This window comes from Sediminispirochaeta bajacaliforniensis DSM 16054, assembly GCF_000378205.1.
Lineage (GTDB): Bacteria > Spirochaetota > Spirochaetia > DSM-16054 > Sediminispirochaetaceae > Sediminispirochaeta > Sediminispirochaeta bajacaliforniensis.
In genome coordinates this window covers 175,988-197,971 of record NZ_KB899406.1, presented here as the reverse complement: position 1 = coordinate 197,971, position 21,984 = coordinate 175,988, and the positions used below count along the sequence as shown (strand labels likewise).

Sequence of the window (21,984 nt, the reverse complement as noted above, 5' to 3'; positions counted from 1 at the left end):
AAAAGTCAGAATCTGTCAATATGACTACTAAAGCAGATGAGAAACGTGTCTACATGGAGCAGAAACACCAGCGCTTCAGACCGAAAAGTTCGGCGGTCCCTGCTATAGTGGTACCAAAGAAGACGACAGGTTTCGCAAGATCCAAAAATCGTACGATCGAACCGTTTGCAAGGGTACTTCCGGTGCACAGGATGAAATCAGCCCATTCAACCACCCTTTCAAAGTCGCCGATACCATCTTCGATCGTTACCCCGTGACGGACGCTTCCGATATTGGCGGAATTAAGATCAAGGACCCGCAGTCGGCATACGGGTGCAAGGTGTTCGAGAAGAGCTGGCTGAAAGCCTATAAGGGCCACCCGATCATCGGCGTGAAAGGCTTTGATCCTCTGAGCAAATTCATCACCACAGCGCTCGGGGCCGTCGTCTTTGCAGTGGACCGTTCCCTCTGCCCGACCAAGGCTGCGCATCACCGCATTGAGAGAGGCGATAAAAAGCCCCCGGGCATGGGAATCCCCGGTAAGATCAAGATCCAGAACATCCTCAAGAGTTCCTTCAAAGGCTGAAGGGGAATCGGTAAATGCCTGCCCGTATGCGTCCCGGTATTGGGCCTGGAGAAGGATCTCTTTTCCCGTAAGAATCGGGAAATCCTTCCTGCGGGTTCTGCCGATCGCTTCATCCGGACTCAAGCCCCGGGCCGTGATCCGTACAGGATCCCTGGCGATCCCCTCGGATTCAACCAGAGAGCTGAAACGTTCCTGCAATTTGTGATAAAAGGTTTCAATATTCCTATCTGTTATTGTTCCCACCGTCGGCCTCCTCCAGGACTACTCCCACGAGCGCATCCTGGTTATTTTTGTAACGATCAATGAAATAATACCAAGCATTCCCGCAAGAACAAAGGCCCGGTTAAAATCCCCAACAAAAACCGAATTATACACCTCGAGGGCGATGGTATTTGTGCGCCCGATGATATTCCCCCCAAGCATCAGGGTGATACCGACATCCCCAAGGCTCCGGGCAATACCGAGGAAGAGCCCTGTTACGATTCCGCGACGAAGAAGGGGAAGCACAACACGAAAAAAGGTGGTGTGTTTTGACTTTCCAAGCATATAGGCGGCTTCAATGTATCCTTCGATCTCATTCCGAACCGCAGCCTGAACCGTCTTGACCATAAGAGGGAGCCCGGAAATAAATCCGGCGAAGGCAACGCCCCAAAAACTGAAGACAAGGCTGATTCCGGAAACACTTTTTAGAAGAGCGCCAAAAGGACCATTTCTACCGAAGATCACCAGCAGGATAAAGCCGGTTGCTATGGGAGGAAATACAAGGGGAAGGGAAACCAAAAAATCGAGGATGGCGGCCCCTCCGCCCTTTTTTCGCCCGAGATAATAGCCGAGGGGGATGCCGATAACCGCCAAAGCGGGAACAATGCAAAGCAGAACCCGAAGGCTTAAGGAGACAGGCAACATCACCCCCGGGACCATAACCGCGTCTAAAAAGGAACGAAGGGTATACATGCTACAGTCCGTGTCGTTTTACGATCTCCCGGGCCTGCGGCGAATCGAGGAATTCGCCGAAACGAACCGTTGCATCACCGGCAGGGGCGTCCGGCATACTTCTGGCGACGATGTAGATGGGGCTGTAATAGCTCTCGGGAACATCAACGTAACCGGCAATCTTCTCTTTAATCGCAAGCACATCGGTCAGATTTATAAAACCGAAGTCGACCTCCCCACTGATCAGATAGGCGGAAACCTGGGGTACGGTACCAACCTGTATCAGCTTATCCGCCACCTTATCCGCAAGGCCGCTATGTTCCAGGTATTCGGTTGCGGCAATGCCGTAGATAGCCATTTTGGGGTCCGGCAAGGCAATGCGATCGACGTCCGCGGCCGTCAGCCTGCCAAGATCCGCAGGCCCGGCATCCTTTGCGGCTGCAAGCACCAATCGTCCGTTGCCGACAATATACTCCCGGTCGAAGGGAAGCTTTACCTTATCGAAGAAGCTTTTATCTCCCACTACAAGATCGACCACGCCGCTTCTCTTCGCCTGGGTGGTGACCTGCCCCATGTTGCCGTAGATGTGTTCGACGGTGATGCCGGTCTTGCTGGTGAACAGTTGGCTCAGATCATCGACAAGGGCCCGGTAGCCAGCACCAGCGGCAATCGTCATGCTTTCGGCATTCACCGAGCCAACCACCATCACAATCGCCAGGACGATCAGCACAATAGTTTTTCCACGTTTCATTTCTTTCTCCTTATTATCGCCGTGCAAGAACGGCGTTGCGTTCCAGGTACTCAAGCTGGCGATCGAGCCAGGCCCTATCCTCCCTCCCCTCGTTGATGGCAAGGATCCTGTCGGCATAGCGGAGGGCGTTCGAAAGGTCGTGGGTGACATGAATAATCGGTATCTTTCGTTCTCTGCCGACCTTGATAATCATCTCCTGAAGGATGATGCGATTTTCAATATCGAGAGCGGAAAATGGTTCGTCCAAAAGCAGCATATTGGGGGACATGGCCAGGATACGGCAGAGGGCCGCACGCTGCCGCTCTCCTCCCGAGATCTTATCGGGGCGACGATCGGCAAGATGAGCGATTCCGCTCGCCTCAAGGAGGTCCACGGGATCGGGACCGCCGTTATGGGCAAAGGCAAGGTTCTCCCGGATCGTCATGTGAGGGAAGAGGGTATACTCTTGGGTGACAAGTCCGACCCGACGCCCCTGCGGAGGAAGGTGTATGTGCGCCTGCTTATCGAAAAAAACGGTATCGCCAAGTCGAATAAAGCCTTCGCCTGGGTGCATAAAACCGGCAATTATCCGTAACAGTGTTGTTTTACCGGCCCCTGATGGTCCGACAACCGCAAGGACCTCGCCCGGTCGACACGAAAAGGATAGTTCCACGGTAAAGCGATCGAGCTTCGTACCGATTTCCATCTCGAATTCAGGGGACTCTGCTTGTGCTGTCAATATAGAGAAGCTCCTTCATGCTTAGATGATCACTCTATACTACCATTATCCTTCACAACACACAATGGCGATGCGTCATTGACAAAAAAGTCGGCATACAGTATTTTATTAGCCGGCTAAGTATTCATAAGGATGCGATCGATATGAACAAGGAACTATTACTTTTCACCTTCCTCTCCGTAGCAAAAGAGCTACATAAGCAAGCCTTCGGCCTTGTGGAGGAGATCGGTGTGCATCACGGTCAGCCGCGTTTGGTTAATCTCTTGAGAGAAAAGGACGGACGGTCCCTTAGTGAAATAGCAGGCCTCCTCCATTCAGAAACGGCGACCATATCCAAGATGGTCAAACGGATGGAACATGCAGGCTATCTTGTTCGGCGCAGCGATCCGAACGATAACCGGGTGACCAGAATTTTTCTCTCGGCTTCGGGGCGTGCTTTGGGAGATAAGATCGACAAGCTGCATCAGAAGATGAATGATCTGCTCTGCGCCCCCCTTAGCAATGAGGAAGAGAAAACCTTGCACACTATCCTGAAAAAAATTCAGGCTGCAATCCAAGAAGACGAGAAACAATCATGAACTCATTTAAACGTATTCTGAAATTCATGCGGCCCTACCTCCCCTTTGCCATTCTCGGGCCGCTTTTAATGCTCCTGGAAGTGGCCATGGACCTCATCCAGCCCAGGTTGATGGAGAAAATCGTCGATATCGGTCTTGCCAATTTCGACTACCACTACATCCTGAAGACGGGTTTGATGATGGCGGCTGCGGCCGTGGTAGGGGTCCTGGGAGGGGCAGGATGCTCCTTTTTTTCCACGCTTGCAGGAGTGGGCATGGGTACCGATCTGAGAAGCAGGCTCTATAGTCATATTCAGAGGCTTTCCACCTCCGATATCGATCGGCTGAGTACCGGCAGCCTGGTAACCCGCCTGACAAACGATATCATCCAGATTCAGGAAATCTCGATTATGATGCTTAGGATTCTTGTCAGGGCGCCGCTTCAGATCATCGGAAGCCTCATCATGGCAATACTCATCAGCCCGCGCCTTTCGCTCATCCTCGTACTCCTCATTCCCCTGTTGTTGCTGTCGATCACGATAATCATGCGTCGATCCTTTCCCCTTTTTACCCAGGTACAAGAACGGATAGACGGAATCAACACGGTCACCCAGGAGGCGCTCAGCGGCGTTCGGGTCATAAAGGCCTTTGCCAGGGAAGAGTTTGAGACGGAGCGCTTCGCCAAGGCAAACGGCACATTGGTAAAGACGATGGAAAAAGCGGCTACCATGATCGCCTGGATACATCCCGTCATGATCCTTTTGCTCAACGGAGGCATTGCACTGGCTCTCTACTTCGGCGGGACCCTCAATACCCAGGGGCCCCTCACCACGGGAGAGCTTATGGCCTTCCTTAATTATCTTATGCAGCTTTTGATGTCTCTCATGATGGTCAGTATGATCCTCATCCGTTTTTCCCGAGGAGAGGCTTCGGCAAAGAGAATCATGGAAGTTTTCGACACGAATCCCAATCTTCGGGACCCGGCAGAGCCAAAACACCTTTCTGCTCCACAAGGAGAAATCATATTCGATAAGGTTTCCTTCAATTACGGGAAGAACGAAGAGGAACGAAATATCCTCGATAGTATCAGCTTCACCCTACAGGCCGGACGTACCACCGGTATCATCGGGACTACCGGCTCGGGGAAGTCGACCTTGGTCCATTTGCTGACAAGACTCTACGATGTTGCTTCGGGAAGGATACTCCTGGACGGGATCGATATCCGAGAGCTCAACCAGGAGGATCTCCGAACGCTCGTCACCGTGGTCCCCCAGCAGGCAATGCTTTTTTCCGGTACGATCCGTGAAAACATCACCTTCGGAAAGCCGGAGGCCACCGACAGCCAAATCCTCGAAGCGGCAGAGGTTGCACAGATACGAGACTTTATCGATAAAAATGCAGAGGGACTGGACACCGTGCTGCAGCAGCGGGGAGTCAATCTTTCAGGGGGACAGAAACAGCGCCTTTGCATCGCACGGGCCCTGCTCCCCTCCCCTCCTGTTCTGATTCTCGACGATAGTACCAGTGCCCTTGATGCAAAAACCGCATACCGTCTGCAGCAGGCACTTTGCGAAAAACGGAGGAGAATGACCACCATTATCATTGCCCAGCGTATCGCATCGATCAGGGAAGCGGACTCGATCATCGTCCTCGACGACGGTGCAGTCGTCGATATGGCGCCTCACGAAGTGTTACTGCAACGCTGCGGGCTTTACCGCGATATTGTACGGTCCCAGGAAGGAGAGGGGGTGCTCCATGTCTAAGTCCAAAAACACGGCAGCAAGGGTTACCGCCTTACCCAGCCGGGGAGTCGGTCATGGTTCCGCAGGTATGTTCAAAACAGAGAAAGCAGAGGTGAAAAACAGTCGTAAAACCCTTCGGCGCTTCTGGAATTATATGAAAGCGTACAAAATACGACTGCTCTTTGTCGTTTTCCTGGTCCTCGTTGCATCCCTTCAGCAGATGTTGACCCCCTGGCTGATCAGCATTGCCATCGATCGTTACATCCTTCCCGGTGACCTTTCAGGGCTGTTGCGAATCGTCCTTATCATGGGAGGCCTAATCGCCATCGTTGCCGCAGCGGGATGGCTTCAACAATATATGATGATCAGAATCAGCCAGGATACCTTGGGTACGCTTCGTCGGCAGCTCTTTTCGCACCTCCAGCGGCTCGATCTGAAATACTACGACGCCCACACCCACGGCGAACTCATGAGCCGCTTTACCAATGATATCGAGAATATCAGCAACGCCATGTCACAGGTGGTTACGCAGTTTCTTTCCAGTGTCATCGCCATTCTCGGCGTGCTTGTGATGATGTTCATCCTCAATCCCCCCCTTGCTGTCGTCACCCTTACGACCGTTCCTTTGATCTTTGTCGTGACGAAAGTAATTGGGAAAAGGACAAGGGAAAGCTTCAAACAGCAGCAACGCCTTTTGGGTACCATCAACGGACATATAGAAGAAAGCATCACAGGAACGACGATCATACGCCTCTTCAGGAGGGAGGCTGCGGAAGAGAAAACCCTTGATTCGATGAACCGCGAGCTGAAACAGGTGAGTACCAAGGCCCAGGTCCTGGCGGGGCTCATGGGGCCATTGATGAACCTTACCAATAATATCAGATACGCCGTTGTTGCCGCGGCAGGGGGTGTCTTCGGTATCATGGGGATTGCGAGCGTCGGAACCATAGCAGCATTTCTCAATTATACACGGCAATTCGGCCGACCCATAAGCCAGATCGCCCAGCTCTACAACTCTATCCTCTCGGCCCTCGCCGGAGCCGAAAGGGTATTTGAGGTTCTTGATCAGCGTCCGGAAATCTTCTCCCCCGACAATGGAGCGGCTCCATCCGCCTTACGTGGTGAGGTCACATTCCGGCATGTAAACTTTTGCTACGTGCAGGGCAAACCTATACTAAAGGATATCAACCTGCACGCTGCACCGGGTGGTAATATAGCCCTGGTGGGACCCACGGGAGCGGGAAAGACAACGATTATTAACCTTCTCACCCGGTTTTACGACATAGGCAGCGGAGAGATTCTCATCGATGGAAAAGATATTGGAGAATATGATCTTACCGCTCTGCGCAGAAATCTCGGCCTCGTTCTTCAGGACACATTTCTCTTCAGGGGAACGGTGATGGATAATATCCGCTACGGTAATATGGAAGCCGACGATGATGCGGTATATGCAGCAGCCCGCTCCTCCAGGGCCCATCATTTCATTCGCCATCTGCCGGAAGCCTACCAAACCATGCTTTCCGAAGAGGGTGGAAACCTCAGCCAGGGGCAACGGCAGCTGCTATCCATCGCCCGTGCCCTCCTTGCAAACCCTTCGATCCTTATCCTTGACGAAGCAACCAGCAGTGTCGATTCCCGCACCGAACTCCTCATACAGGAAGGTATGTCGGAGCTCATGAAGGGACGGACCTCGTTTGTCATTGCCCACCGACTTTCCACCATTCGCGGGGCCGATATGATCCTGGTGCTGAAGGAAGGAACCATTGTCGAACGGGGAAATCATCAAGAGCTGCTAAAGCAAAACGGCTTTTATGCCGGTCTCCATGCTGCTCATTTTGAAACGGAACTGCGATAAAACAACAAAAATGCATTATGTTTTTATTATATGCTCATAAACCGTGTCGGGAAGGAGCCCTTTACAGAAAGAGGTAAACACGATAAGCACAAAAGGAGAAAACTGGAAAAAGAGATCATTTAGTAGCCAATGATAACTGAAAGTAGTATCATACATAGGGGTGTGCAATCTTTCTTTTTTGTAATTTCGTTATCCCCTCACGATATTCCTTCCCCGCAACGTAAAGCTGCGCAGCATGGATCTGAGAAATGAACTGTGACCTTTGCCCGATTGCTGTCGCAACCTTCGATCAAGATATCAGGCTACTTCACGCCAATGCTTCGTTCCGAACCTTGTTTGGAGTGAAGGATACCGATATCATCGTTGGCCTGCCAATCTCATATTTCCTTCCGGATCTCCGCGACAACGAGGCAATCATAGAAGCTATCAGGAGAACCGGTACCTTCACAAATTTATCTCACAGTTTCCGTCGCAAAAAGAGGAAACGACGCAAAGAGTTGATTACTGTGGCGGTCCAGTTTTTTTCAAGGGACAAGGAAAGCGTTTCAGCATCCTTTATGGAAGTTGGCATACCGCTCTTCAGTAAAGAGCTGGCGGAATTCACCTTTGCCAATTCTTCTCACTGGATAGCGGAGACAGATGAAAAAGGAGTCTACACCTTTACATCCGAACACGTTCACTATCTGTTGGGAAAGAGCCCTAATTATTTCATAGGAAAGAAAATAGATGATACGATAGTGCCTGAAGACCGGCCAAAAGTCAGAACGATTCTAAAAAAACATCAAAATGAGGAAACAATAGAGAGTCATTATCTCAAGCGGATGTTCGGTGCCGACGGAGAGATAAAAATCATGGCCACCACCGTGGTCTCTCTTTTCGACCGGAAAGGTACATTGAGAGGATTGCGGGAAATCAGCAAGGATATAACGGCATCCTATCGAAAAAACAAAAAGCTCAAGGCCATGGAGCAGCAGATTTCCGATTTGCAGGCGGCAGTCAGGATCATTCTCAGTGAAGAGTTCAGGCAGAAGGCAATACCGCCGAAAAACATCTCTCCGCTCATGCTTGTCGTTAACGCAGTCCTTCTTAATCTTGAACACGACCCGGAGGAAATCCGAAACAAGAAAATAGCCTATCTAAAGGAGTTCTTCGCAAGCCCCACGCACCTGCTTAACGATAGGCTCACGAGTCTAACGAGCAGGGAACTCCAGATAGCAGGACTGATTCGCGACGGCTACACATCAAAAGAGATTGCTTCCATTATGCATATGTCTTCGCGTACCGTCGAAAATTACCGCCAGTCAATCAGGAAAAAACTTGGTATCATCCACTCTTCCGTTAGCCTAAAGGAGACTTTGGAACAAATTTTCTCGGAAAACGCTACGTAAAAATTACCCTTACCAAAGTACTCTTAGCGTATACCGTTCAATTGCAAACCATATACTCCCAGTCTACAATTTTTGTAACTATCCGAAGGTATACTTTATCTCTTTTGCCAGGGAGGGCATATGTTCAAAAACATGAAGATAGGGACAAAGCTTGTCTCCATAAGCTTTGTCATTCTCGTACTGTCTCTCGGGGCGGTGGGCTACGTATCCATAAGCAAAGCAAGGGACGGGTTGCTCAATCTGGAATACGAGCAAATGAACTATCGTCTTGCGGAATTATCCGAAGCCATCGAGAACATCCTTACAACAGAACAAAAGGTTGTTATCGGTATCGGAACCAGTGCACAGATAACGGACTGGGCCGCGACAAAAAGCAACGAAGCGATGGTCGTATTACGTCGGTATCTTCGGGAAATCGTAGACGACCATGAACTTGGCGGAAATTATCAATCGCTCTTTGTGACGGACGAAAAGGGAACCGCAGTGGTCTCCTCCGATGACGACGCCATCGGTCTCCAGCTGAGGGAAAGAGATTACTTCAAGAAGGCAAAGGAGGGTTCCGCCGCCTTTGGCCAGGTCATAGAGAATGTAATGACAAACGCTCCGGTCATACCCATTAGCGTTCCGCTTCACACAGATGGAGAGTTCAGGGGGGCTCTGGTTGCGTTAGTGGATCTGTCGGTGCTGAAAGAGATGACAAGGGATGCCAAGATAGGTGAGACCGGATACGCCTTTATAACAGACTCCGAAGGAGTTATCATTGCCCATCCCGAGGAGAGCATCGTTTTTTCGACAAATGTGAGGGAACTTGCCGGCATGGAGCAAATCGCCGGAGAAATGGCGAACGGCGAAAGCGGCATCGATGAGTATTCTTTCGAAGGCGAGACAAAAACCGCCGGTTTCGCCCCCATCAAACTTACCAATTGGTCCATAGCCCTGACGTTATCGAACGAGGAATTTCTCGCTCCGGTGGCCACCGTTACAAGGGCGATCATCATCATTGCGGCAGTCTCCTTGCTTATCGCCTTCTTCGCCTTCTTCTTCTTTTCCCGAAGCCTCACCAAACCGATCAACCAGGGGGTCGGCTTTGCAGATCAGATTGCAAGCGGCCAACTCGACGCACAATTGCATAATCGAAACAATGACGAAATAGGCAGGCTTGTAGGGGCCTTAACAAAGATGAAGGAGAATCTGATTCATACCATCTCGCAGGTCAAGCTATCCACATCGCAAGTATCAACAGGAAGTCAGCAGCTCAGCAGTACAGCCGAGCAACTTTCTCAAGGGGCTACGGAGCAGGCCGCGTCGGTAGAGGAGGTTTCCTCCTCTATGGAGGAGATGAGCGCAAACATCAGTCAGAATGCCGATAATGCGATGCAGACGGAAAAGATTGCGATCCAGGCCGCATCGGATGCGGAAGAGAGCGGGAATGCCGTTATGGAGGCGGTAAACGCCCTCAACCAGATTGCCGAAAAAATCACCATTATCGAAGAGATAGCGCGGCAGACAAACATGCTTTCGCTAAACGCTTCCATCGAAGCCGCAAGGGCAGGAGAGCACGGAAAGGGATTTGCCGTGGTCGCCGCAGAGGTAGGAAAACTTGCGGCAAGGAGCAAGAGTGCCGCCGGGGAAATAGGGAACCTCTCGACATCTTCGGTCGCGGTCGCCGACAAGGCACAGCAAATGCTGACAAAACTGGTACCCAATATCCATAAGACGGCCGAATTGGTCCAGGAGATCAGCGCGGCCAGCAGGGAACAAAGTAAGGGTGCAGAACAGATCAATGTGGCAATCAGTCAACTTGATGAGGTTATTCAGCAAAATGCCTCGGCTTCCGAAGAGATGGCATCGGTTGCCACCGAACTGAACAACCAGGCTCAGGAGCTGCAGAGGACAATAGACTACTTTGTCATTGACGAACATGAAAACACAAAGCGGGAGTACCCGATAGCAGTGGAAGCCCCCCGGCAGGTTCCCAAACAGGCAATCAGGCACATAACGCGAAAAAATCCGGAAATGGAGACCGCCATCACACTTTCATCCAAGATCGATTCAGATGACTTTGAGCAGTTTTAAAAGGAGTGGAATATGAGTGAAGAACCTATCACCAGGACCTTTCTTACCTTCTCTCTGGCAGATGAGTCGTATGCAATCGATATTCACTGGGTGAGGGAGGTCCTTGCCTACCAAAAGGTGACACGGGTCCCCAGGGCGCCTGATATTCTTTCGGGAGTTATCAATATCCGGGGGAAAGTGATTCCGGTTATCGACCTAAGACAAAATCTCCGGTTAGGCGAAAGTAAAACTCCCGGACAAAGTACATCGATCATTGTGCTTGAGATTAATCTTGAGGAAACCCTTTCCATGGGGATTATTGTAGACGATGTTCATGAGGTCATCGAAATTGAGAATGCCCAGATCCAGTCGACACAAAACATCCGCAACTTTCAGGACACAATGGTGGTCAAGGAGATAGCAAAGGAAGATGATAATCTCATTATGATTCTTGATCTTGAAGGCTTACTCGACCGCGATAGTCTCACCGTCATTGCCGGTTATGAAAATGAAAGCCATAGGGAATCCGGCCATTTAACGGGAAGCACCGCATCGGTATAAAAACAGATACCTACGTTCTCATTCGCCGGGGAGCTGGCTACCGATCTTCATGATCCGGGCAACCCGCTCTCCGGTCTCAACGAGTAATTCACGGCTTCGAGCCATTGCCTCCGTGAGTGGCATCGCCTTATTTACCGTGCTCATGACGGCATCGATACCGACATCGTACACCGCTTCGAAACCTTCACCGATGTCTCCGACCACTGCGACAACCGGGATGGGCCCACTCTTCTTGGTCCATGAGGCAACACCGGCGGGGACCTTTCCGAAAACGGTCTGCCGGTCGAGCTTTCCTTCACCGGTAACGACAAGATCGGCATCTTTAACCAGTTCATCGAAACGCAAGATGGAGAGCACCGCATCGATACCTGTTTGGAGTTCCGCACCAAGAAATCCGACTAAGCCGCCGCCGAGTCCTCCCGCCGCTCCGCTACCGGGAAGTTCCGCAATAGAGGGGCCAAGGTCCCGCTCGATGATCTCGGCACAGTGTGCCAATGCTGCATCAAGCTCTTTCACCATCGCTTCGGTGGCTCCCTTTTGCGGACCATAGGTTCTCGAGGCCCCTTTGGGACCACAAAGAGGATTATTGACATCGCAGGCAACGGTAACCTGAAGATCGGCAATACGGGGATCCGCCTTCGAGGCGTCGATGTGGTCGAGGTCGGAGAGAGCTCCCCCTCCGAAGGGAAGTTCCTTCCCTGCTTTGTCCAAAAACGAAAAACCAAGGGCCTGGGCCATGCCGACCCCACAGTCGTTTGTCGCACTTCCTCCGATTCCGATGAAAAGTTCACGACATCCGGCATCAAGAGCAGCCTTAATGACCTCTCCTGTCCCATAGGTGGTGCTTAACATCGGGTTTCGCTCCTGTTCGTCTACAAGGGGAAGTCCCGAGGCCTCCGCCATTTCTATTACCGCCCGACCGCCAGGAAGTAAACCGAATCGGGCATCCACGTTCTTTCCAAGAGGACCGATAACCCTTACCGTCTTCATCGTCCCCGACGTAACCTCGAGAACCGCTTCGATAGTGCCCTCTCCCCCGTCGGCAATCGGCACGATATGGTAATCAGCCCTTGGGTAGATCCTTTTCATTCCCGAGACAATGGCTTCACACACCCTTCGGGAACTGTTACTGCCCTTGAACGAATCGGTCGCAACGACAACTTTCATACGCGCTCCTTATTCTATTATCTATCGACGGTAAAATCGGTTCCGGTTTTGTTTGAAAAAAAGCCCTTACATGTTTTTGAGAAAAGGAGTTCCGCCTTCTCGCCGGTGCAGTGACACAGGCCAAGGGAGGAGATGGAAGCATCACACAGGTATTCACGTACGGCATCAAGGTGTTCGTCGTCCGCTTCCACCAAATGGGCTCCGCCCAAGACGGCAAAAAGAGGGAGAGAGAAATGTTGCTTCACAGCATCAAGCATGTTGCACATTCCGGGATGGGAACAGCCGAGCAAGACCACTAAACCCGAGCCGGTTTCGATAACAAGCAGGATCTCGTCGGAAAAGGTATCGGCCTTCATCCTGCCGTCGAGCTCAAGGGCAAAACGTTCGGGAATCTTCTCTTCTGCATGGATACGAGGGAAACGACTCACGGCATGGATTCCCGGCACGATTTCCGTAACAGCCCTGTCGATGACAGTATGCGAGATACCTTGCTGCCGAATATATTCGGGACCAAAATCACAACCGAGAAACCGGGGGACCTGCTGCCGGACATCATACTTCGGCTGAAAAAACCCTTCTCCCGTCCAGAGGTGAAACGAATTGGTCAGTGTACAAAGAGAGCGAAAACCTCCGGCATGGTCATAGTGACCGTGGCTTAAAAGCACATGGTCAAGCTTCCGCACATTTATCCGCAAGGCGTCGGCATTGTGAAGAAACAGACCGGATTGTCCGGTATCAAAAAGCAGCGTTCTTCCCTGATACTCTATATAAAAGGAGAGCCCGTGCTCATGGCGTAATTCCTTCCGAACCCCTTCCCTGTCTTCCACTAATGTCGTTATCCGTAATGCCATCATCTGTATTGTCTGCATAATTATTTTTGACGTCAAGCCATGGCAATAAAAAAGGCCTGCGGATTACCGCAGGCCGATGACGGACGTTCGTATCACATTATTTCGAGCAAACGACATCCCGCATTCCGTCCGTTGAAAGGACATATGCACGACGCTTTAGTTCCTCAGTGTTATAATCCTCGGCAGGATTATCGCCGAAAAGCCCCAGGCGAAACATGGTTTCGGCATTCAAGACGGCCGCGCCGGCAGCCCCCCTTACGGTATTGTGTCCCATGATGACCATACGGTAGTCGAGTACATTGCAGGGACGAAGGCGGCCTACAACGGTAGCCATTCCCTTTTCAAGCCATACATCCCGGGAAGGCTGAGGCCTGTCGGCATCATCCATCATAAGGATCGGATGGTCGGGAGCAGAGGGCAATTTGAGCTCCTGGGGCAGTCCTCGAAAACCGGCCATGACACTTCGAAGCTCCTCAAGACTCGCCTTCTTTTTAAGAGAAAACGAGACAGTCTCGGTATGGCCGTCCACCACAGGAACCCGGTTACATTGCGCGCTGACCACAAAGTCCGCATCAACAACCTTCCCATCCGCCAGGGTGCCGAGAATCTTTTGCGATTCGATCTCCATCTTTTCCTCTTCCCCTCCGATGTAGGGGATGATATTACCGAGGATATCATACGATGCGACACCGGGATAACCGGCACCCGAGATGGCTTGCATGGTAGTAACCTGAACCGCCTCCACGCCAAAGGTCTCGTGAAGAGGGGCAAGGGCCATGGCCAGAAACATCGTTGAGCAGTTCGAATTGGTAATGATGGCACCGTCCCATTTCTGGCCGGCAATAAGGCTCAGATGATCGGGATTAATCTCAGGAATGACCAGAGGGACATCCTCTTCCATCCGGTGATTTTTCGAATTGCTGATAACGACATGTCCGAGTCTGGCATACCGCTCTTCGGCAGCTCCGGCAACAGAAGAATCAAGCCCTGAAAAAAGTACGGGGCTCTTGAGTGTATCTTCAAGGCCTTTAATCTGCATATCGGCAATATACCCCGGAATCGGAGTGTTCTGTTTCCACGCACACGCTTCGACATACCGCTTACCTGCCGAACGCTCCGAAGCGACAAGTTCGGCAACCTCAAAATAGGGGTGATCGGTCAGCAGGGTGATAAACTTCTGCCCCACAGTTCCGGTAGCTCCAAGGATTGCAACCCTCATTTTGCTGTTCATGATCCACCTCCAAAGGGGATTTGTTATTATAATAACAAAGTGTTACTATATGCTCGTAATGTTATGATAAGGGGAGATTTGTGTCAAGTAGCCTGAATCATTAATTGAAACAATATATAGTGTCCGGAATCGTGGTGATTCCTTTACCTTTAAGCCCATGCATAAGAAGGCAGATAGTCAATCATCCACCGTAAGGCCGTGGGAATGCACCTGACCCACAGCTCCCTCCCACCACGATTTCGGACAGTAGTTTAAAAAAACGCAGCAGAGATCAGAAAAATAGCCACCCCATGGGTAACGCAGGAAGGAAAAACACCATACCGGCTACCGACTGTCCCGGTAATCACCCCCTCCCACAGAACAAAAAGGAGCAGGGGTAAGGAAAGCCCCGATCCGGTCAAAGCAAGAGGCAAATACGAGAAGGCAAAAAGGATACCGGAACTCACACCGGCAAGCAGGGATGATTGATGATCTTTCAGAAAGGCAAGGAGATAACCACGGAATAAACCCTCTTCGATGAAGGCCAGCGACAGCGACAGACATAAAAGAGGAAGAGCCATGTTTACACGGAATTCAGGCCCAATGGCCTCTGTGCCTCCTTTCGCCTGGAAGAAAAGCAGGGGAGCAGCCACACAGAATCCAGCCAAAAGGCCCACAAAAATCCCCGCACCGCGGTCGTTTGAGAAAAAACGACAACGATCACGGTTTTCCCTATCGAAGGCGAGGAATACAAGCATCGCCGCGAAAAAGAGCAGCGAAAGCAATACAAGTAACAAGGCATCATCGGTAAACAGGAAGCGAAGGACGCCGCCCTCAGTCGAAGGAAACCAAAAACCAAGGCTTGCCATGACATCACGGCAGACAACAAATCCGACTATATAAAGAACCACTCGACCAAAGGCCGGAGGCCTGGAAAAAGCAAGGGAGAGCAGGAGCAGGAGAAAGGCAGGCCATATTCTTCCGAGGTATTCCACAAAAAGGTGAAAAGAATTCATCATAATTTTGATAATATTATTTTTCTGCCTTTGACAGAAGAGCCCTTCTGTTATATTATTCAATTAAACAATTGCTTAATTGTTCAACTATTTAATAAGGAGTCTGATATGACCGGATGTTCCGGAGAGCGAACAGATATATGCGACCAATACTGCCCAACCTGCCCTGAACGAGCGGAGTTCCTTCGGAAAAAGCTGCTGGATGTGGCGGGTCTATCCGAACTTTTTAAGGTTTTGGGTGATGAAACCCGGACACGGATCATCTATCTTCTTTCAATCAACGAACTATGCGTTTGCGATCTGTCCGATCTGCTGGAGATGAGCCTGCCCGCGGTGAGTCACCACCTTCGCCTTTTAAAGACCATGCGTCTTGTTCGGTATCGACGAGATGGGAAGCAGGTATTTTATCGCCTCGACGATGAACATGTCGAGCAGCTCATAAAGGTTGCACGCGATCACTTTGCAGAGGAGCGCTGATACATCCATGGAGAAAATCAAACACATACACCCCCACCCCGCCGCAGATGCCGGTTGTCCTACCGGAAGCTGTCCCCATTGTTCCGGACATGATCACAGTTTTGAAGAGGCCTCCCCAAAGGCGGAGGCAATACGGCTGACTATCTCCCTTATTTTCTTCGCCCTAGGGCTCATATTTCGAAGCAAGCTTCAGGCAAGCCCCTACCGTATCGGTGAATATGTAATTTTTCTTATCCCATACCTTACCGTAGGGTACGGGGTCATTCTGTCGGCACTGCGAAACCTTATCAACGGTAAGCTCTTCGACGAGAATTTTCTCATGACGGTTGCAACCTTAGGGGCAATCGCCCTGGGAGAAATGCCGGAAGCGGCGGCAGTCATGCTATTCTACACCATCGGCGAGATGTTTCAGGAGAGAGCGGCCTCTTCCGCCAGGCGCTCCATTCAAGCCCTTACCGATATTCGTCCCGACACAACCTATCTTGTTTCCGACAGCCAGGGGTCAGATCCGAGGAAAACCGATCCTCTTTTGGTAGAGCCGGGTTCCCTGGTTCTTGTACGGCCGGGGGAAAGGGTCCCCCTTGACGGCATCATTGTATCGGGGAATTCTTTTTTCGATACCTCGGCACTGACCGGTGAATCGGTTCCGGTCAGAGTGGGGCCCGGCAGCCAGGCACTTGCCGGTTCGGTAAACGGACAGGGCTTGCTTATCATAGAAACCACCGCCCGCTACGGAGATTCATCCATGGCCAGGATCATCAAGCTCGTAGAGGAGGCTGCCGAGCGTAAGGCCCCGACCGAACGCTTTATAACCCGCTTTGCAAGGGTCTACACACCTGCCGTGGTAGGAGCTGCACTGCTCATAGCCCTCCTTCCTCCCCTTTTGCTCGTCGATGCCTCCTTTGCAGAGTGGATTCGCAGGGCGCTTATCCTGCTGGTCGTATCATGCCCCTGTGCTCTGGTTATATCGATACCCCTAGGGTATTTCGGAGGAATAGGAGGCGCCTCTGCCGCAGGTATCTTGATCAAGGGAGCTAACTATCTGGAAACCCTGGCAGAACTTGATACCGTTGTATTTGATAAGACAGGGACCCTCACCGAAGGGGTATTCGAGGTATCCGGCGTCTATCCAGAGAAGGGATACAGCAGGGAAGAGCTTCTTGGCCTGGCAGCCTTTGGGGAATCCCATTCAAATCATCCAATTGCGGGAGCAATCCGCAGGGCAGCGGAAACCATTCCTTCGGAATTTCGTATCGATGCCTCACTCAACACGTTTGAAGAGATAGCGGGAAAAGGAGTCAGGGCCGAGTGGTTGGGAAAGCCCCTCCTGGCGGGTAATCAGACGTTGCTGAGGGAAAACAATATTGCTTCGCCTCCCCCCATAGAGAAGGACAAGGGTGAGGCCGCAAGCAGCGTGCTCATAGCCTACGGAGGAAACTATATAGGAACGATAGCCGTAAGCGACAGGATCCGCGAAGATGCCGCAGGGCTTGTCAGTGCGCTCCACGGTAAAGGGATACGCCACACCGTTATGCTTACCGGCGACAGCGAAACAGGGGCAAAGGCTGTCGCAGAAAAACTGGGTCTGGATAGCTATTACGCAAAACTTCTCCCTGATGAGAAACTTTCGAAGCTTGAAGAGATTATGGCCTCTCCCCGGACCCACAAACGCACCGCTTTCGTGGGCGACGGTATCAACGACGCTCCGGTCCTCAGCAGAGCGGATGTGGGAATCGCCATGGGCGGGATAGGCTCCGATGCAGCCATCGAAGCGGCGGATGTCGTTCTCATGGATGATAAGCCGTCGAATCTTGCAACAGCAATTACCGGAGCGAAGCGAACGAGAGGGGTTGTACTTCAGAATATCATCTTCTCGCTCGGCATCAAAGGACTTGTCATCCTGCTGGGAATCTTCGGCCTTGCGTCCATGTGGATGGCGATTTTTGCCGATGTCGGTGTGGCTCTCCTGGCCATCCTTAACTCAACCAGGGTTTTGAAGATGTTCAAAGCGTAAATGATTACCTCTTAGCCCGGTTCTATGATAGAATGCGGGCGAGGTTGTGCATGAAACCACAGAAACAGGGGGGAAAGGTGCTTCCGTCCCTCTTGATTGCCTTCCTTGCCCTCGCAGTAATAGGAATATTCGCGGTCCATTGTGCGAGCTTGAAAAAAGAGGCAAGGACGCTGGTTCGGCTGGATACCCTTCGAGGCCTGACACAGCGGATTATCCATCTGGAGCTTTCCGGCAAGAATACCTTGCCTCTTATCGGCCAAGCGGATCTGATATTTGCCTCCGCTCCGGAGTCTGCCAGAAACGAGTGGGAAGGGCTGAAAGCGGATCTCCGTCGTTACCATACAGCAACGCAAATGGAGCAAGCTTTGATAGCGACTTCCATTACGCAATCGGGAGAACTGATCTGGCAGGAACTGGACCCCGACCGGATTCCCGGCGGCTTAATCTTGCAGGATCGACGGGAATGGTACTGGGCGATAGTGGCGGCTGTGGGAACGGCGGCTATCCTCTTCCTGGTTCTTTTTTCACGGTATTTCACACCTTCGCAGAATTACCGTCAGCCTTTGAGAGACGAACAAACAGGATGTTACAGCCGTAACTATTTCTATACGAAGCTTCAAAGCGAGATTACCAGGGCCGAACGCTATGGGCTTCCGCTTTCGCTTATTATCTTTGATATCGATCACTTCAGGCAGTTGAACGAAGCATACGGCCGGACGATCGGTGACGGCCTTTTAAAGCGTTTGGCCAATCTTGTCGCCTCGCTGCTTCGTGACAGCGATATCTTCGGCCGCACGGGAGGCGAGGAGTTTGCCGTCGTGGTTCCGCACACGGACGAAAACTCAACAGCCGTACTTGCGGAAAAACTCAGAGGCTCGATAGAAGGCTTTCCTTTCGATCTTCCGATGACGGTCACCTGTAGTTTTGGTATCACATCGTTCAAAAAGGGAGAAAGTTGGCAAGATTTCTTCTCACGGGCCGATGAGGGGCTCATCCTTGCAAAACAAGAGGGGCGCAACAGAGTCTCCATAGCAGTATAACCGGCCGTTGAAGCAACCACGCCTTTTTTTGCGTGTAGGTTGTGTCATGAAAGTCGAAGAATCACGAATACCGATCATGTCTCTTCCCGCGGAAGAGCGGCCTCGGGAACGGCTTAGCGCCTTCGGGCCGTCGACCCTCTCCGATAAAGAACTCCTTACCATTATCCTCGGTTCCGGGATCAAGGGAAACGATGTGGGGCACCTTGCCTCGGCCCTGTTGAAGCTACTTGATACCAGCGATCTGCATTGTACCGTAGACCAAATCAGAACGATACCCGGTATTGGTCGAGCAAAGGCGGCGCTTGTTGCCGCAGCGCTGGAATTCTCGCGGAGACGATTTGTACCGGCAAAAAATAAAATCACTTCGCCGGCTGATGTTCTCCCACTGGTCCGCCATCTTGCAGACAGGCCTCAGGAGCAATTTCTCGCCCTTTCTCTCAATGGGGCCCATGAGGTTATCAAGTTGCGGATAATCTCGGTCGGTCTGGTAAATCGGACACTGGTTCATCCCCGTGAAATCTTTGCAGGCTGTGTAAAAGATAGGGCTGCGGCCCTTATCTGTGCCCACAACCACCCATCAGGAAACCTGCAACCGAGCGCGGAAGACCACGAGGTCACCCGACGCCTCACGGCATCGGGTGAAATTCTCGGAATTCCCTTAATTGATCATATCATCTTTACACAGGAAGGCTATTATAGCTTCCTCGAGCACGACGAACTGGGCCAATAGCAGCCGGCCTCTGCTTCTGTCGTCCTCGCTTCAGAATATCAACAAGCCTGCGTGATAGGCAAGGAACCCGGCAACAAAGGAGGAAATGGTATAGTACAGCGAACAGCCGAGGGTCCACCGAAGAGACTTTGTTTCCGAGTAGATGGTTGCAACCGTCCCGATACAGGGAATAGAGAAGAAGAAGGCGAATATGAAGGCCAATGCGGAGGCCGGAGAAATCGAAGAGGCAAGGCTTCCCACCAATGCAGCCTGTTCGTAGCCGCCAGTCCCGGCGACAAAGAGGGTGGTGATCGATGCAACCCCTCCGCTTATTCCGTACAATACGGCAAGAACGGAAAGGGAGGCCTCTTTGGCCGCTACCGCAGCCACCAGGGCTATGAAGAGCTTCCAGTCAAGCCCCATCAGTGAGGAGACGGGATCGAAGAATCTGCCGATCGAGGCGAGGAGGCTATTCTCCATGTTTCCATCCGGTTGATAGGAAAGGGCCCAGACCAGCAGCGAAATCAGGGCAATAAGGGTGACCGCACGCTTTACGAAGCCTTTGACCTGACTCCATACATAGGACCAAATGGTCCTCCAGTTGGGTCGGTGATAGGGAGGCAGCTCCATGATCAATCCTGTGTGCTCTCCCTTGAGAAGAAATTTTCGCAGCAAGGCGGAGCTTCCCGAAAGGTGAAGTAACATGACGGCAAGAAGAGCAAAGATCACCAACGGCATGTTGGTGCCGAAAAAGATTGTACCCATAAAACTAACGACCCCCCACAGGGCCATACAGGGAACGATGGAGACCATGACCAGAGTCGTCATCCTCTGCTGCCAGGAATCAACAACCCGACAACCGGTAACCCCGGCAATATTACAGCCGAAACTCATCATAAGCGGCATGAAGGATTTGCCGTGAAGGCCGATCTTATTCATCCAGCTGTCGAAAACATAAGCAAGACGTGCAAGGTAGCCGACATCTTCCATGATACCGAAAACAAGATAGACGCCGAAGATATAGGCAAGCATCATAACAGCTATGCCGATTCCGGGGACCAGACCATCGACAAAAAGCGATCCTATCCAGGCGGGAGCGGGAGCAAAAAGTGCCTTCAGCCCCGAAAGCAGGGGGGGAAGCGCTCCCTGCACCACTCCCATAATCGGTATGGCCACCATCATAGCTGCCGCAAAGGCAAGAACCATGATACCGAGAGCGACAAACTTTCCCCATACGGGATGGGTGGCCGCCCGATCGAAACCTCTTTTTCGAAGTCCCTTTTTCCCATTCGGCGAAATCCCCTTGAGGGAGGCAGAGACGACCCTCTGTATTCGGCTATATCGGCCTCCGGCGATTCGGAGGGCCCCATCCGGAATGGTTTCGATGATCGTAACCAGCTGTTTCCACTCGTTATCGGATAAAAGCCGGCGTGTTAGGGTCCTTGCCTCGTTATCACCCTCGATGAGCTTTACAGCAAGCCACTGGAGCGAATAGGGCGCAAGAACTTTTTGGGCCAGAAGCTTAGATATTCTCTCATACGCCTCAAGGCAGAGCGTATCATCGATGAAAGTATCGGGAGGCGGAGGAGTGGAGAGGGCTGCCTCGGCTATGGCATCCATAAGCTCGTCAAAGCCTATTCCCTTCGAAGCAGTCATGGAAACCACGGGGACCCGAAGCTCCGCGGCAAGATGAGAGGTATCGATCTGCTTGCCTTGTCGTTCGGCAACATCCGTCATGTTCAAGGCAAGAACAACGGAAACAGAAAGGAGCCTGATCTCTCCCAAAAGGTAGAGACTCCGCTCAAGCTGGGACGCATCGGCCATCACCACGACAACGTCGGGTTCCTCTTTCATGAGAAAGTCCCTTGCGATGGTCTCCTCCAGGGAGTTTGCCGTCAAGCTGTAGGTACCAGGCAAGTCGACGATATTGTAATCGCTTCCGTTATAGCGAAAACCTCCGCTCTTCTGTTCCACGGTCTTGCCCGGCCAATTTCCCACATGCTGGCGTGCACCGGTAAGTCGGTTAAAAACCGTCGACTTTCCCGTATTCGGCTGGCCGGCAAGGGCAATGGTCAGCCTTCTCGTTCTCTGAGCCGTATCCATCTATAGAACCTCTCTAACGGTGATTTTCGCGGCTTCGCCCCGGCCTAGGGCGACCTCGCTGTCCCGCAACCAAACAAGCACAGGGCCTCTGCCCCGCCTTGAAACCATTGTCACAACCGTATCCGGAGTGAAGCCGATAGCCGAGACCCGACTTATAAAGCCATTTCCCCCTTGCAGGCTGTCAATCACGCCACGGCATCCCGCGGATAAGCGATCCAGGGTACACATCTTTCAACCTCCATTATCCAACTATCTTTATTAGCCTATGCTAC

General features: G+C 51.7%; 20 protein-coding genes. 10 read left to right on the top strand and 10 right to left on the bottom strand.

Annotated elements, in window-relative coordinates; translation table 11 throughout:
- Nucleotides 1–49: 49 nt before the first annotated feature.
- The 4 genes from F459_RS0100900 to F459_RS0100885 are packed head-to-tail and all read right to left on the bottom strand — an operon-like array spanning nucleotide 50 to nucleotide 2,967.
- Nucleotides 50–808, bottom strand: a complete 759-nt coding sequence (locus F459_RS0100900; protein WP_020610854.1) for a Rossmann-like domain-containing protein — start codon at nucleotides 806–808, stop codon at nucleotides 50–52.
- An 18-nt stretch (nucleotides 809–826) separates the two neighbouring features.
- Nucleotides 827–1,519, bottom strand: a complete 693-nt coding sequence (locus tag F459_RS0100895; protein WP_020610853.1) for a molybdate ABC transporter permease subunit — start codon at nucleotides 1,517–1,519, stop codon at nucleotides 827–829.
- Nucleotide 1,520: 1 nt separating this feature from the next.
- On the bottom strand, nucleotides 1,521–2,249 hold the full coding sequence (gene modA / locus F459_RS0100890; RefSeq protein WP_020610852.1) for a molybdate ABC transporter substrate-binding protein: 729 nt from the start codon (nucleotides 2,247–2,249) through the stop codon (nucleotides 1,521–1,523).
- A 13-nt stretch (nucleotides 2,250–2,262) separates the two neighbouring features.
- Complete coding sequence (locus F459_RS0100885) at nucleotides 2,263–2,967, bottom strand: ATP-binding cassette domain-containing protein (RefSeq protein WP_020610851.1); 705 nt, start codon at nucleotides 2,965–2,967, stop codon at nucleotides 2,263–2,265.
- A 143-nt stretch (nucleotides 2,968–3,110) separates the two neighbouring features.
- On the opposite strand from F459_RS0100885, the gene F459_RS0100880 reads away from it, so the two are divergent.
- From F459_RS0100880 to F459_RS0100855, 6 genes are all read left to right on the top strand, one after another.
- Nucleotides 3,111–3,545 (top strand): MarR family winged helix-turn-helix transcriptional regulator, encoded by a 435-nt coding sequence (locus F459_RS0100880; RefSeq protein ID WP_020610850.1) that lies wholly within the window; start codon nucleotides 3,111–3,113, stop codon nucleotides 3,543–3,545.
- Nucleotides 3,542–5,287, top strand: a complete 1,746-nt coding sequence (locus F459_RS0100875; protein WP_020610849.1) for an ABC transporter ATP-binding protein — start codon at nucleotides 3,542–3,544, stop codon at nucleotides 5,285–5,287. Before F459_RS0100880 ends, F459_RS0100875 begins: the two co-directional genes overlap by 4 nt.
- Nucleotides 5,280–7,121, top strand: coding sequence for an ABC transporter ATP-binding protein (locus tag F459_RS0100870; protein ID WP_020610848.1), 1,842 nt, complete (start codon nucleotides 5,280–5,282; stop codon nucleotides 7,119–7,121). Before F459_RS0100875 ends, F459_RS0100870 begins: the two co-directional genes overlap by 8 nt.
- Nucleotides 7,122–7,369: 248 nt before the next feature.
- Nucleotides 7,370–8,509, top strand: a complete 1,140-nt coding sequence (locus F459_RS0100865) for a PAS domain-containing protein (protein ID WP_020610847.1) — start codon at nucleotides 7,370–7,372, stop codon at nucleotides 8,507–8,509.
- A 120-nt stretch (nucleotides 8,510–8,629) separates the two neighbouring features.
- Nucleotides 8,630–10,585, top strand: coding sequence for a HAMP domain-containing methyl-accepting chemotaxis protein (locus tag F459_RS0100860; RefSeq protein ID WP_020610846.1), 1,956 nt, complete (start codon nucleotides 8,630–8,632; stop codon nucleotides 10,583–10,585).
- 12 nt (nucleotides 10,586–10,597) lie between these two features.
- Entirely contained in the window at nucleotides 10,598–11,125 is a 528-nt protein-coding gene (locus F459_RS0100855) for a chemotaxis protein CheW (protein ID WP_013256028.1), read from the top strand.
- Between the two features lie 18 nt (nucleotides 11,126–11,143).
- Here F459_RS0100855 and F459_RS0100850 read toward each other — a convergent pair whose 3' ends face one another.
- From F459_RS0100850 to F459_RS0100835, 4 genes are all read right to left on the bottom strand, one after another.
- Nucleotides 11,144–12,292 carry a glycerate kinase gene (locus F459_RS0100850; RefSeq protein ID WP_020610845.1) on the bottom strand — a complete coding sequence of 383 codons (1,149 nt, stop codon included), beginning with the start codon at nucleotides 12,290–12,292 and terminating at the stop codon, nucleotides 11,144–11,146.
- Nucleotides 12,293–12,309: 17 nt separating this feature from the next.
- On the bottom strand, nucleotides 12,310–13,146 hold the full coding sequence (locus F459_RS0100845) for an MBL fold metallo-hydrolase (RefSeq protein WP_245540038.1): 837 nt from the start codon (nucleotides 13,144–13,146) through the stop codon (nucleotides 12,310–12,312).
- A gap of 94 nt (nucleotides 13,147–13,240) precedes the next feature.
- Nucleotides 13,241–14,374, bottom strand: coding sequence for an aspartate-semialdehyde dehydrogenase (gene asd / locus F459_RS0100840; RefSeq protein ID WP_020610843.1), 1,134 nt, complete (start codon nucleotides 14,372–14,374; stop codon nucleotides 13,241–13,243).
- Nucleotides 14,375–14,625: 251 nt separating this feature from the next.
- Nucleotides 14,626–15,372: a CPBP family glutamic-type intramembrane protease gene (locus tag F459_RS0100835; RefSeq protein WP_051086147.1), complete on the bottom strand. Its 747-nt coding sequence runs from the start codon at nucleotides 15,370–15,372 to the stop codon at nucleotides 14,626–14,628.
- Nucleotides 15,373–15,477: 105 nt separating this feature from the next.
- On the opposite strand from F459_RS0100835, the gene F459_RS0100830 reads away from it, so the two are divergent.
- The 4 genes from F459_RS0100830 to radC are packed head-to-tail and all read left to right on the top strand — an operon-like array spanning nucleotide 15,478 to nucleotide 19,630.
- Nucleotides 15,478–15,846 carry an ArsR/SmtB family transcription factor gene (locus F459_RS0100830; protein WP_020610841.1) on the top strand — a complete coding sequence of 123 codons (369 nt, stop codon included), beginning with the start codon at nucleotides 15,478–15,480 and terminating at the stop codon, nucleotides 15,844–15,846.
- A 7-nt stretch (nucleotides 15,847–15,853) separates the two neighbouring features.
- Nucleotides 15,854–17,860, top strand: coding sequence for a heavy metal translocating P-type ATPase (locus F459_RS0100825; RefSeq protein WP_020610840.1), 2,007 nt, complete (start codon nucleotides 15,854–15,856; stop codon nucleotides 17,858–17,860).
- A 50-nt stretch (nucleotides 17,861–17,910) separates the two neighbouring features.
- Nucleotides 17,911–18,900: a GGDEF domain-containing protein gene (locus tag F459_RS0100820; protein WP_020610839.1), complete on the top strand. Its 990-nt coding sequence runs from the start codon at nucleotides 17,911–17,913 to the stop codon at nucleotides 18,898–18,900.
- A 46-nt stretch (nucleotides 18,901–18,946) separates the two neighbouring features.
- Nucleotides 18,947–19,630, top strand: a complete 684-nt coding sequence (gene radC / locus F459_RS0100815; RefSeq protein WP_020610838.1) for a RadC family protein — start codon at nucleotides 18,947–18,949, stop codon at nucleotides 19,628–19,630.
- Nucleotides 19,631–19,660: 30 nt separating this feature from the next.
- Here the strand turns inward: radC and feoB are convergent, their stop codons facing one another.
- Together feoB and F459_RS0100805 are read right to left on the bottom strand one after the other, a co-directional pair.
- Nucleotides 19,661–21,712 carry a ferrous iron transport protein B gene (gene feoB, locus F459_RS0100810; RefSeq protein ID WP_020610837.1) on the bottom strand — a complete coding sequence of 684 codons (2,052 nt, stop codon included), beginning with the start codon at nucleotides 21,710–21,712 and terminating at the stop codon, nucleotides 19,661–19,663.
- Nucleotides 21,713–21,940 carry a FeoA family protein gene (locus F459_RS0100805; RefSeq protein ID WP_013256038.1) on the bottom strand — a complete coding sequence of 76 codons (228 nt, stop codon included), beginning with the start codon at nucleotides 21,938–21,940 and terminating at the stop codon, nucleotides 21,713–21,715.
- Nucleotides 21,941–21,984 lie beyond the last annotated feature (44 nt).